The 12509-nt window shown below is 56.9% G+C and carries 11 protein-coding genes and 2 tRNA genes; 11 read left to right on the top strand and 2 right to left on the bottom strand.

The window, feature by feature from the left end:
• The first annotated feature begins 7 nt into the window (after positions 1 to 7).
• The 5 genes from eno (at position 8) to G7Y29_RS07880 (ending at position 4813) form a co-directional block, all read left to right on the top strand.
• On the top strand, positions 8 to 1285 hold the full coding sequence (eno, locus tag G7Y29_RS07900) for a phosphopyruvate hydratase (RefSeq protein WP_165004622.1): 1278 nt from the start codon (positions 8 to 10) through the stop codon (positions 1283 to 1285).
• A gap of 237 nt (positions 1286 to 1522) precedes the next feature.
• A complete protein-coding gene (locus G7Y29_RS07895; protein ID WP_165004624.1) occupies positions 1523 to 2062 on the top strand; it encodes an FtsB family cell division protein in 540 nt (179 codons plus the stop codon).
• Between the two features lie 94 nt (positions 2063 to 2156).
• The gene (locus tag G7Y29_RS07890) at positions 2157 to 3248 is read left to right on the top strand and encodes a hypothetical protein (RefSeq protein ID WP_165004626.1); all 1092 of its coding nucleotides are present in this window, start codon (positions 2157 to 2159) and stop codon (positions 3246 to 3248) included.
• Between the two features lie 42 nt (positions 3249 to 3290).
• The gene (locus tag G7Y29_RS07885; protein ID WP_165004628.1) at positions 3291 to 3857 is read left to right on the top strand and encodes a DUF501 domain-containing protein; all 567 of its coding nucleotides are present in this window, start codon (positions 3291 to 3293) and stop codon (positions 3855 to 3857) included.
• Between the two features lie 5 nt (positions 3858 to 3862).
• Entirely contained in the window at positions 3863 to 4813 is a 951-nt protein-coding gene (locus G7Y29_RS07880) for a Ppx/GppA phosphatase family protein (protein ID WP_165004672.1), read from the top strand.
• Here G7Y29_RS07880 and G7Y29_RS07875 read toward each other — a convergent pair.
• On the bottom strand, positions 4810 to 5094 hold the full coding sequence (locus G7Y29_RS07875; protein WP_165004630.1) for a hypothetical protein: 285 nt from the start codon (positions 5092 to 5094) through the stop codon (positions 4810 to 4812). The genes G7Y29_RS07880 and G7Y29_RS07875 overlap by 4 nt on opposite strands.
• A 129-nt stretch (positions 5095 to 5223) precedes the next feature.
• Between G7Y29_RS07875 and wecB the strand changes: the two genes are divergently transcribed.
• Complete coding sequence (wecB, locus tag G7Y29_RS07870; RefSeq protein ID WP_165004632.1) at positions 5224 to 6378, top strand: non-hydrolyzing UDP-N-acetylglucosamine 2-epimerase; 1155 nt, start codon at positions 5224 to 5226, stop codon at positions 6376 to 6378.
• Positions 6379 to 6414: 36 nt separating this feature from the next.
• Here the strand turns inward: wecB and G7Y29_RS07865 are convergent.
• Positions 6415 to 6487: transfer RNA gene (locus tag G7Y29_RS07865), tRNA-Asn, on the bottom strand.
• A gap of 243 nt (positions 6488 to 6730) precedes the next feature.
• On the opposite strand from G7Y29_RS07865, the gene wecC reads away from it, so the two are divergent.
• The 5 genes from wecC (at position 6731) to G7Y29_RS07840 (ending at position 12424) form a co-directional block, all read left to right on the top strand.
• Complete coding sequence (gene wecC / locus G7Y29_RS07860; protein ID WP_249399725.1) at positions 6731 to 7999, top strand: UDP-N-acetyl-D-mannosamine dehydrogenase; 1269 nt, start codon at positions 6731 to 6733, stop codon at positions 7997 to 7999.
• Between the two features lie 69 nt (positions 8000 to 8068).
• A tRNA-Ile gene (locus tag G7Y29_RS07855) sits at positions 8069 to 8142 on the top strand.
• A 673-nt stretch (positions 8143 to 8815) separates the two neighbouring features.
• Entirely contained in the window at positions 8816 to 9517 is a 702-nt protein-coding gene (locus G7Y29_RS07850; RefSeq protein WP_165004635.1) for a glycosyltransferase, read from the top strand.
• Between the two features lie 311 nt (positions 9518 to 9828).
• Positions 9829 to 11073 carry a glycosyltransferase gene (locus tag G7Y29_RS07845; protein WP_165004637.1) on the top strand — a complete coding sequence of 415 codons (1245 nt, stop codon included), beginning with the start codon at positions 9829 to 9831 and terminating at the stop codon, positions 11071 to 11073.
• 4 nt (positions 11074 to 11077) lie between these two features.
• On the top strand, positions 11078 to 12424 hold the full coding sequence (locus tag G7Y29_RS07840; protein ID WP_165004638.1) for a glycosyltransferase family 25 protein: 1347 nt from the start codon (positions 11078 to 11080) through the stop codon (positions 12422 to 12424).
• Positions 12425 to 12509: the final 85 nt, after the last annotated feature.

Raw genomic sequence — 12509 nt, 5'->3', positions numbered from 1 at the left:
AGCAGAAGTGGCTGACATCATTCACGCATTCGCACGAGAGATCATGGATTCCCGCGGAAACCCGACCGTCGAGGCGGAGGTTTTCCTCGATGACGGCGCCCACGGCGTCGCCGGCGTGCCCTCCGGCGCGTCGACCGGCGTGCACGAGGCGCACGAGCTGCGCGACGAGGACGAGCGCTACTCCGGCAAGGGCGTGCGCAAGGCCGTGGACAACGTCAACGAGGAGATCGCCGACGCGATCGCCGGCATCGAGGCCGATGACCAGCGCCTCATCGACCAGACTATGATCGAGCTCGACGGCACCGAGAGCAAGTCGCGTCTGGGCGCGAATGCCATCCTGGGCGTTTCTATGGCCGTCGCTAAGGCGGCCGCTGAGTCGGCTGGCCTGCCGCTGTACCGCTACATCGGCGGCCCGAACGCGCACGTCCTGCCCGTGCCGATGATGAACATCCTCAACGGCGGCGCGCACGCCGACTCCGGTGTGGACGTCCAGGAGTTCATGATCGCCCCGATCGGCGCGGAGTCCTTCGAGGAGGCCCTGCGCATGGGTGCGGAGGTCTACCACGCGCTGAAGTCGGTGCTCAAGGCCAAGGGCCTGTCCACCGGTCTTGGCGACGAGGGCGGCTTCGCGCCGTCCGTCGATTCCACCAAGGCCGCACTCGACCTCATCGTCGAGGCCGTGGAGAAGGCCGGCTACACCCTCGGCGAGGACGTCGCGCTCGCGCTCGATGTCGCGTCGTCGGAGTTCCACGAGGACGGCGTGTACAACTTCGAGGGCGGCCAGCACTCCTCGGCTGAGATGATCAAGGTCTACGCCGAGCTGGTGGAGCAGTACCCGATCGTCTCCATCGAGGACCCGCTGGACGAGGATGACTGGGACGGCTACGTCGAGCTGACCCGCCAGATCGGCGACAAGGTGCAGATCGTCGGCGACGACTTCTTCGTCACCAACCCGAAGCGCCTGGCGCAGGGGATTGAGAAGAAGGCCGCCAACGCGCTGCTGGTCAAGGTCAACCAGATCGGTACCCTCACCGAGACCTTCGATGCGGTCGACCTCGCGCACCGCAACGGCTACCGCACGATGATGTCGCACCGTTCCGGCGAGACCGAGGACACCACCATCGCGGACCTCGCCGTCGCTCTTGGCTGCGGCCAGATCAAGACCGGCGCCCCCGCCCGCTCCGAGCGCGTGGCCAAGTACAACCAGCTCCTGCGCATTGAGCAGCAGCTCGGCGAGGTAGCCGTCTACGCCGGCCGCAGCGCCTTCCCGCGCTTCGCCCGCTAGCTCGCTTATCGACGCCCCCACGACGCGACCCTTCCCCCGCCGCGCGCGCCGAATGCAAACTAGTACATGCAAGTTAGCCGAGTAATCCCGCCCCCACATCCCGGCCGCACTCGACTAACACGCATGTACTAGTTTGCGTTTGCGTTTTGCATGTGCGTGACGTCGCTCGGTTCTGCCCCGTGGCCCGCCGTGGCACCGACGCGCACACAACCCAACCGACTACACTCCATAGTCACTATGACCACACGCGCCACACCCCCGGAGAACCAGCCGCGCCGTCGACCCAGGACGACGACGGTTCCCGTGGTGTCGCGCGAGCGCGAACGGCAAGAGCGCCAGAAGGCTAAGCAGAAGAAGCGGACGAGTTTATTCGCCCAGCAAGACCTCACTAGCTGGGCGATCCTGATTGCGGTGATTCTCGCGGTGCTCCTCGCCATCGCAGTGCCGCTGCGCAACTACTACGAGGGCCGAAGCGAGATCGCGCGGCTCAACGACTCCATCGCTGCGCTTGAGCAGCGCAAGACCGACCTAGAGACGGACATCGCGAAGTACCAGGACCCGGAGTACGTCAAGCAGGAGGCCCGCCGCCGCCTCGGGGTGATGGAGCCGGGTGAGACGGCGTGGCGGATCATTGACCCGCGCATGACCCACGGCGAGAACATCACCACGGAGGAAGCCCCCGACGAGCGCACCTGGACCGAGGTCATGTGGGACAGCTTGCGCGAGGTGCCGGCTGCGCCACCGGCCCCAGCCACCGAGAACCCACTTCCGCAATAGTTAAGAAACTACGTTCGATTCGCCGTTCCAGTTGTCCCTGAGCGCACTATTCTGCCGTATAGGCACACACCCTTAACGCAGTGAGGAACGAATTATGAGCGAGAACCCGTCGGATAACTTCGACAACGAAGAACTAGCCAAGGTGATCGAGAACTTCGACTTCGATGTCGAAGAGCACGGTGACGTTGAAGAGATCCTCGAGGCAGAGATCCTGGCACCCGACGTGAACCCCGAGGACGTGGAAGACAAATCCCTCCGGCAAATAGTGGCGGAACAGAATAGCCAGGCGGAACAGGTCGCCGTTGCCTTCCTGAAGAAGGTCCTCCGGTTGCGCTTTGTCAAAATCGACCGAGAACAGTTTCTCCGCTCTGAGCTCAAGCAGCGCTGGGTGTCTGATGAGGACATCGAACGAGCTATCTCGACGGACGTGGTTACAGCCGGGATCAAGCCAGAGATCCTCGACGATATCGCCAAGTCGGCGATCGACTTTGAGACACGTAAGTCCTCCGCCTTGTCTTTCGCTTCCGGTCTAGGTGGGGTGTTTGTCATGGCGGGCTCACTTCCCGCTGACCTTGTCCAGTACTACGTTCACGCCTTCCGAGTAATGCAAAAGCTGGCATACGTTTACGGGTGGAAGTCTTTCTTCGAGCAGTCGGATGAGGTCTCCGACGAGGTCCTCGCGCAGTTTGCTACGTTCCTCGGTGTAATGCTGGGCGTCGGCGGTGCCGCCAACGGTATCCGGAACTTCATGGTTCAGATGGCTGCCCCGGCAATCCAGAAAAATCTGGCCCGCAAGGCATTAACCAAGACGGCCTGGTACCCGATTGTAAAGAAGACCCTGCGCATGGTGGGTGTGAAAATTACGAGGGACAGTGTGGGTAGGGCTGCTGGCAAGGTCGTTCCGGTGGTCGGCGGAGTGATTGGAGGATCAATGACTTACGTGGCACTCCGCAGTGAATCTAGGCGCTTGCAGTCCACGTTGCGTGAAATTCCGGCCCCGCACAGCACATCCGGGGTGTCTTACTTCGGCGTGGACCTCACCAAAGCGGACGAGGAAGCAGGGGAAGTAAAGACGAGTGCCACCGCGAGACTCGCCGGCGCGGTCAGGGACAACGCGAGCGCGTGGAAGAGCAAGGCCCGACTGCCGTTTCGCCAGGGCAAGAGCAAGGACCCCGAGGCCGAGTAGCGGGGTGGGGCAGACCTGGGTACCCAGGTAACATCTCCAACCATGACCCCCACCCCCGAGGACCTCGCCACAGTCGCTGAGCAGCTCGGCCGCGCCCCGCGCGGCGTGCTCGAGATCTCCTACCGCACGCCCGACGGCCAGCCCGCGGTGGTCAAGACCGCTCCCAAGCTTGACGACGGCACCCCTTTCCCAACCCTCTACTACCTCACGGACCCGCGCCTGACCGCGGAGGCGTCGCGCCTCGAAGTCGCTCAGGTGATGAAGTGGATGGAGCAGCGCCTCGCCACCGACGCGGCCCTCGCGGAGAACTACGAGGCAGCCCACGAGCACTACCTCCGCGAGCGCAACGCCATCGAGGACCTCGGCACCGACTTCTCCGGCGGCGGCATGCCCGACCGCGTGAAGTGCCTCCACGTGCTCATTGCCTACGCCCTTGCCGAGGGGCCGGACCACGTCCGCTTGGGCACCGAGGCCGTCGCGCTCGCCGCCGACCACGGGGGCTTGCGAGGCACCGCCATTCCCGCCGAGTGGCCCACCCCCGAAGAACTCGGGATCCGGGACGCCGTCAACCAGGCCGTTCAGGAAGCGACAGGGGAGGAGCTGCTGTGACTGCTGTGACGCGGACCCGCACCGTCGCGGCCGTGGACTGCGGCACGAACTCCATCCGTTTCCTGATCACCCGCAAGCACGCCGACGGCACCCAGGTCGAAATAGCCCGCCGAAACACCATCGTCCGCCTCGGCCAGGGTGTCGACGAGACCGGGCGCCTGCACCCGGAGGCCATCGAGCGGACTCGTCGCGCGCTGAGTGCCTACGTGGACGAGATGCTCCACGAAAACGTCTCGCGGGTGCGCATGGTGGCCACCTCGGCCACGCGCGACGCGTCCAACCGCGATGACTTCTTCGCCATGACCCGCGAGCTCCTCGGCCGCATCCAGCCGGGCGCCCAAGCTGAGGTCATCACCGGCGACGAGGAGGCCGCACTCTCCTTCGCCGGCGCGACCGCGGATATCGACCCTGCCCGCGGCCCCTTCTGTGTGATCGACCTCGGAGGCGGCTCCACGGAGTTCGTCACCGAACACGCCGCCATTTCCACCCAGATGGGCTGCGTGCGCCTGACGGAGCGCTTCATGCGCTCCAACCCGCCGACGGAGCCCGAGCTTATCGACGCCCGCGTGTTTACCCGCGAGCGCCTCTCCGAAGCCCGCAGCGTGGTCGACTTCGCCGATGTCGGCATCTTTGTCGGCTGCGCCGGCACATTCACCACTCTCTCAGCGCTGACCCAGGGCCTGGGGGAGTATGACCCCGTGTGCATCCACTTGTCGGAGGTGGCCTTCGCTGACGTCCGCCGCATCACCGAGCAGCTGCGCGCACAGACGTCCGAGCAGCGTGCCGCCAACCCGGTCATCAGCGAGGGCCGCGCCGACGTCATCGCTGCCGGCAGCGTGGTCGTAGAGGAAATCATGAGCGCCATCGAGCAAGCCTCCGCTCAGCGCAGCTTCGTCATTAGCGAGAAAGACATCCTCGACGGTATCGTGGCCGGCCTCTCGCGCACTGCGAACTAATCCTCGTCGGGTTCGTAAATCTTGTCTTCCGTTACCTCGGTGGCGGAGGCATCTTTACGCCCGCGCAGCCGGCGCTTGGATTTCAGATCCTCCACCTCGCGCATGCGCGGCTCGGGATCGAGCGAGTTCGCTAGCGCCTTGCGGGTGGAGGTGACCACCTGTTTGGTGATGGGGGAGTTAGCCACAGCGCGTGAGGCATCGACGATTTGGTGGTAGCGCTTGCGGCCTGCCTTCGTGCCGAACACGTACCCGGCGGCGGCTCCGACAACGAATTGAATCATGCGCTACATCGTACAGGGTTAGCGCCAGCCCCGATTCATTCCTATCTTCTGTGAAACCTCTGGGATTACAGTAACTTTGCTACAACAAGGACACGTTGTGTCACCACTATGAGGCGAATTCGAGGAATCGTGCACAAACCCAAAATCATGACCGTTTACGGGACCCGGCCGGAGGCGATCAAGGTAGCTCCCGTGATCACCGAACTACAGCGAGACGAGCGATTCAGGTCCATCGTCGTTTCAACGGGACAGCACAAGGAAATGCTCGAGCAGGTGAATAAGCGCTTTGGAATCGAGCCGGATTACGACATGGCGCTGATGAAACCGGGACAGAGTCTCAATGAGCTAGTCTCCCGTGCGATGGCGGGCCTGGACACCATCATCGACGAAGTGGATCCCGATGTGATCATCTCCCAGGGGGATACGTCTACCGCGATGGTGGCAGCCCTAGCCGGGTTCCATCGTGGCGCAAAAATCGTCCATCTCGAGGCGGGTCTCCGCACCGGCAACATTTGCTCGCCATTCCCCGAGGAAGCTAACCGCCGAATCATCGGCCAGGTGTCGACGGTGCACCTCGCTCCCACGAACGAATCGCGCGAGAACCTTCGTCGAGAGAACTTCCGGTCGAAAGACATCGTGGTCACCGGAAACTCCGTGATTGACGCCCTAATCGCTGCCTCTAAATGGACGGTGGAGTTCGAGGATGAGACGCTGAAAGAAGCAATTGAGTCAGAAAAGCGACTCATCCTGGTCACCACACACCGACGAGAGAACCTAACCGCAATGAAGGAGATTGGCGGTGCGGTTCAGGATCTGGCTAAGGCGTTCCCTGACCACGTGTTCGCCCTCCCGCTGCACCTCAATCCCAAGGTGAGGGACGAAGTCCTCCCCGAAGTAGAGCACCTACCAAACGTGGTTATTACTGACCCTCTTCCTTACGACCAGTTCGTCGCCCTGATGAACCGAGCACATATTGTTCTGACGGATTCGGGCGGCGTGCAGGAGGAAGCACCCTCCCTCGGCAAGCCTGTGCTCGTCATGCGTGAGAACACGGAGCGACCCGAAGCGGTTGTGGCGGGCACCGTGAAGCTAGTGGGTACCAATCGCGGCTTGATCGTTGCCGAGGCTACAACGCTCCTCGAGTCCGAGGCGGCGTACAAGGCGATGGCAAATGCCGTTAACCCATACGGAGACGGTAAGGCGGCAAAGCGGGCGGTTGCAGCGATCGGATTTCTCGTAGGCGTCGGAGAGAGGCTTCCGGAGTTCGAACCGGGCATTATGTAGCAAAAAGCCCGAGACTCTAAGTCTCGGGCTTGAAAGCTCCTCCAACTGGGCTCGAACCAGTGACCCTTCGATTAACAGTCGAATGCTCTGCCAACTGAGCTATGGAGGAATGTTTTGATGCTCTGTGCAACGAATAGTCACTATACAGCGCAAGTATTAGTGCGGACAAATTGGCTGCTTGAGGCCTGCTTTTTGCAGAAATTTCATGTGTATATCTGGGCGCGGGGAAGTACGCCCAGATGGCGACAAAAATAAGCCACGCGTTATAGAATCGAATTTATTCGAACTTTAGCAATTAACGACTCTTATCGGTGAAGTTCCGATGGGCGGGATTCGAGAGGAATTACTCAGGGTGGAAAATCCAAATAAATCAACATTCGAAACCGTCTGCGTGGTGGGTTTGGGGTACATCGGACTTCCGACGGCGGCATTCATTGCGTCAAAGGGGGTCAAGGTTACAGGGGTAGACGTGAACCCTGATTTTGTCGAGAGGATTAACCGGGGCGAGGTGCCGTTCGTCGAACTCGGATTAGACAACCTCGTTAGGTCTGTCGTTGAACGCGGTTTGCTCACCGCTCGGTCGACACAGGTTCCGGCGGATGCCTACATCGTCTGTGTACCCACACCGGTCCGTGGGGAAAACCACGAGGTCGACACTAAATTTATCAACGCAGCAGTAGAGGCTATGGCCCCGCATCTATCCCCGGGCGCATTGGTTGTGCTTGAATCCACGTCACCTCCTGGAACTACTCGTGAGATGGCACAGTTGATTATTGAGAGGCGTCCGGACCTCTCGCTTAACGACGGGGACGAGAATGCAATATCCGTCGCGCACTGTCCCGAAAGAGTGCTGCCGGGGCGGATCATGGAAGAAATGGAGTCGAACGATCGCGTTATCGGCGGTTTGACCCCTCGTGGTACCCAGATGGCTGTCGACCTTTACTCGACGTTTTGCACTGCAGAGTTGCTCACCACGGACGCAACGACCGCGGAAATGGCCAAGCTCACAGAGAATTCCTTCCGGGACGTGAATATCGCATTCGCCAACGAACTATCATTAATTTGCGATCGTCTCGGAATTGATGTGTGGGAGCTTATCGAACTCGCTAACCATCACCCGCGAGTCAATATCCTTCAGCCGGGCCCAGGTGTGGGCGGCCACTGTATTGCGGTGGACCCGTGGTTTATAGTTTCTTCCGCACCGGAGGAGTCGAAACTAATAAGGATGGCGCGGAATGTCAACAACGATAAGCCTCAATGGGTTGTCGATAAAGTAACCGAAGCTATCGAGAGCTTAGAAAAGCCTGTGGTGTCAGCCTTGGGCATAGCTTTCAAGAATGACATTGCCGATTTGCGCGAGTCGCCTTCTAGGCACATCGTTCGTCAGCTAGCAGAGGAAAACCCGCGTGCGGAAATCAGGGTCGTTGAGCCAAACGTTGGCGAGTTACCGAACGATCTTAAAGTGCTGAAGAATGTTAGAAAGCAAGATTTAGACGAGGCTGTAGCGGACTCGGACATCGTTCTGTTGCTCGTCAACCACAGGGAGTTCTTGGCTCTCGACCCTTCAATGATCGGAGCGAAAACCGTGATCGACACTAAAGGGGTTTGGAACTTTGGATAGATTTTCGGTAATGTTTCTACGAGTTTGTCTCAAGTAGCTAATGGCCGGTATTACCACGCGGCCATTCAAGGGGCTATAGCTCAGTCGGTTAGAGCCGCGGACTCATAATCCGCTGGTCGCGGGTTCGAGCCCCGCTGGCCCCACACTAAGACCATTCGAACTGTTGAGGCGTTTCACGATGCAAATAGCAAAGTTCCAGATAGGAACTCTATGAATGTTCTTGTTGTCACTCATTTGTGGGACCCTGATGAAGGAGTCCCACTGCAGAGGTGGAAATGGCTGTCTAAGATCCTAAAAGATGAAAACCATGACGTGACGATATTGGCGCCGTCCCAGAGTTGGCAGTGCACAGGAAACCTATTTGCAAGGACCCGTTCTCTGCGTAATCGCTGCGGTGCCGTGGAAGAACACGATCAAAATGGGTTCCGAGTTGTAAGAACCGCGCGCCGCCAGTCCGGCACTTCTATCTCAAGCAAAGCTATTAGCCAGGGCATCACAGCCTTGCATCAGCTGTTTGCGATTTCGCGAGTAAAGTCTGCGATACCAGACCGGTCCCAATTGGTCGTAGTTGGTACTATTCCCGCGATTCCAACCGCTATAGTTGCGTACTCATATTCACGAATCTTGGGTGCACCGTTAGTGATCGATCTCAGGGACGCGTGGCCTGACCTTTTGAAAGAATCATCTCGATGGAATTTTGCGGTTGGGAAGAGATCAGCCAGGGAGAGAGTTCTGTCGTTTGGACCATTACAGGTGGTTAAAGCGTTAACATCTTGGCTGCTCAACCGTGTTCTCCGAACTAGTTCAGCGATCATTGTGACATCTGAGGATTTCAAGAGACATCTCGAGAAGCGCTTCTCGGGTAGTACCGAAAAGCCAAGTCCGCCGATTTTCACAGTTCGCAACGTTTTTCCAATGGAAAGTAGTATTACCTTCTCTGAACGCCGGGAAGGTGATAGAGGATCTTTGAAAGTGCTTTATGCAGGGACAATCGGTAGAGCGCAAAACTTAGCTAATTCGATCGAAGCAGCTGCGCTGGCTATCGACCAAGGAGCGGATGTTCGTCTTCGGTTCGTCGGAAATGGGGCTGGAAAAGACGATTTGACAAGAGCCGCAAAAATTTTCAATGTTCCAATAGAATTGGCCGATAGAGTGTCTTACAAGGAACTAAGCTCACACTATCAATGGGCTGATACGGCCCTAGTTCATCTCACCGACTGGCCGGCGCTCCGAATGACAGTCCCCTCTAAAACGTACGAGCTAATGGAAAGTGGTATCCATATAACCGGTGTAGTAGATGGCGAAACAAAAGGATTGATCGAAGCTTTAGGAGCCGGAGTTACTGTATCGCCAGAGAATCCCGAGCAATTGGCGGTTATGTTTCTCGACTTGTTTTCGAGAACGCAGCTCTCCAAACCTGATAAGAAAGCTGCGGAGTGGGTGCGGTCCCAGAGGGAAGTAACCGCTCGACAAAACTTTCTAGTGGCTATGGAGGCGGTACTCCAATGCTCAAAATAAGGAATCTAGGCGTATCCAATCTGGCCATTTATTCCTATTTGATTACGGCTTCGGTTGGAATGATGTTGGCGCATCCCTCGAGTTTTTTTGCGAAAATAAGCGAAAGACTAAGAGGAGACGGACTGAATCGTCTTTCGAGTTTCTTCAGGTTTCTTTCGCGGATTCGATTATCTCCGAACGAGGGCACAGACAGAAGGCTGTCGGGTGATATCAGCTCAGCCATTGCCTACTTCGAGTCTCTACCACTGTTACAGCGAGTGCTGTACCGCGGAGAGCTAACAAACTGTCGTAAGACCTTGGACAGTTTGGACGTGGAACCAGAGGCAAGCCTGGAACTGAGGGAGAACGCGAATGTGATTCTCGGTTTTTTCACGAGCAGTATGCCTCACACGCAGTCGGGATATTCAATTCGTACCCAAGATGTACTAAAGGCCTGGTCGCAAACGGGTCTAGAGTTCGTCGCAATCACTCGGGTAGGTTACCCATTAATCGTGGGTAGGGTTCCCTCACAGCTCCGAGAAATTTGGAACGGGATCGAATATCGCCGAATAATTCCTTTCGTCTTTCGTTCGAGCGGAGCGGCCAAGGAGAATTTGGCCGTGCGGGCGCTCTGCGCAGCTGCTCGAGAATGTAACGCAGATCTTCTTTACACCACGACAGATTACAAAAATGCGACGGTAGTGGCTAAGGCAGCGAAGATTTGTGGGCTGCCCTGGTTTTACGAGGTGCGGGGGGAAATGGAGAAGACCTGGGTAGCGCGGGCATCTGGCAAAGGTAGGGACAAGCGTCGAAATTCGGAATACTATGAAAAGGTTCGTCGCGCCGAAGAGAAGTGCATGCATGCTGCAGCTCAAGTGATTGCATTGAGTGAAACGTCAAAGGGAGAACTCTGTAGACGCGGCATTGATTCAGCAAAGATCAGCGTAATCCCGAATTCGGTGGACGACCATTATTTCAGCCACACTTACAAAAGGGGCGACATTCGCGAAGCTCTCGGATTACCATCCGGACAATGGATTGGGTCTGTTACCTCAGTTGTTGGGTATGAAGGTCTCGATACTCTCATCAAAGCACTGAGATACTTACCTTCAGATATGAAAGTATTGATAGTTGGTGAGGGGGATTGTCGTCCTGAACTGGAGGCGCTGGCCCAACGCGAAGGTTTCCAAGATCGCGTGTGGTTCGTGGGCCGACAGCCATACAGCGAGATTTGGAAATGGTATGCAGCTCTCGACATATTTGTTCTTCCCAGACGTGACGTCGAAGTGTGCCGGCACGTTACCCCGTTGAAGGCCCTACCGGCTCAAGCTTTGGGGGTACCTGTTGTGGCTTCAGATTTACCTGCAGTGCGCGAAATTACGGGAAATATCGCACACTACTTTAGGGCTGACGACCCTCGTGAGCTAGCGAGAGCAATCTGCCTAGCGTATCGTAACACCGTTAGGTTGTCGGAAGACGGCAAACGTTGGGCCGAGTCCAGAACCCGAACGCAGATGTCTAAACAATATAAGCAACTTTTCATGTTTACCAAACGGGGTAACCCCGAGGGAGAGTGAAGCAGTGTCTAAATGGCCCACCGAGCAATGTCGCCGCTTAATAAAACAGATAAGAGTTCGACCGCGAATCGAGAATTGGGAGGATCCCGAGTTTCGTAGCTTTGCCGCCAGTCTAAATCAGGAGTTTGAAAGGGAAGTAGTTGCAGGTTTCGCCCCGGACTCCGAGCAGACGGCGGCATATTTCGAGATCATCCGCATGGATTGGGGGCCGGAAGCGGTAAAAACTACAGGACACCGTTTGATAGGCAGCGGGTTAGATCCTGCAACTGTCAGTAGCGCTTGGTTGACCTCGTTCCAAGCTGGGGGTGCTCACACTCTCGCCGCAGAACTGTTAGAGGAGCTTCACTTCAAATTTCGCACTAATGAGATTGTTGCGTTGCGCTATGGCCAATCGCTCGCAGCAGTCGGGCGGCGGAACGCGCTTTCGACGCTCGCGGAAGAAAGTGCGCTAATTTACGAGTATGGAGAGTGGGGGAAGACCCAGTGGGCTAGCTTGCTTCTCGATGCGATGCTGCCCGATAACGCAATGGTGTTCATACAATATATGCAAAAGAACGAGAGCCTTCGCGCTTCACTTTCGTGGCGCGCACAAGGACTGAGCGTTAAACCTGAGCCGTTCCCCTATGAGACGCTACTCATTAATTTGAATCGTGAGCCGAGGAAATGGCGAATCTCAGAAATGCTTCTTAAGCTAGGTGGTTTTCAACCGACGCGAATAGAAGCGATTGATGCGCGAAACGTTCCTTATTTTGCCTTAAAGAAGGTCGCGGCTAACCAAGAAGTAATGGAAAGCCAGGGGATATCGGCGATAGCTACGGCTTTAAGCCATTTAAAATGCTGGGAAAAAGCATGCAACTTAGAAAGACCTACACTAATTCTCGAAGATGATGCGGTGCCTTTTGTAACGTGGAACCACATCGCGAGTGAGGAATTCGAACCCGGAGCATGGGATCTTTTGTTCATAAATGAACGTATGTCCCTGTGCTCTTCTCTCGATACGGAAAACCAGGCCGTCGACCCGTGGCATGTTTTGTCCAATCGTCGTGGAAATGTTAACGGGGTCGGGACGGATGCCTACATGGTTAGCCGTGAAGGCGCCCGTAAGTTACTGGAACTCTTCGATCGAGATGGTATTTACGGTCATATTGATTGGCAGCTAGGAGCGTATGCGGTAGATAAAATCGTTGATCCGGACAAAAGTAATCCGTTGCATGAGGCGCTCACGCACAGGCTGGCTGCACTAGGGGATTCAAATGGTTTAAAGGTAGCGTGCATGGATATTCCTATGTTCAAAGCAGTCGACCATGGTGTTTCCAACACTGTCGACATTTCACGTGAGATGCGAGAATGATGAGAATGAGAAACAAGTTCAAGAGTCGTTTGAAGAAAATCCTGCGCACGACCATCGCGGTAGACACTGATCGTAGAACCATTCC

It is taken from the genome of Corynebacterium qintianiae, assembly GCF_011038645.2.
Lineage (GTDB): Bacteria > Actinomycetota > Actinomycetes > Mycobacteriales > Mycobacteriaceae > Corynebacterium > Corynebacterium qintianiae.
Note: the sequence above shows the minus strand (reverse complement) of the source record. Positions and strands in the feature narration are given on the sequence as shown.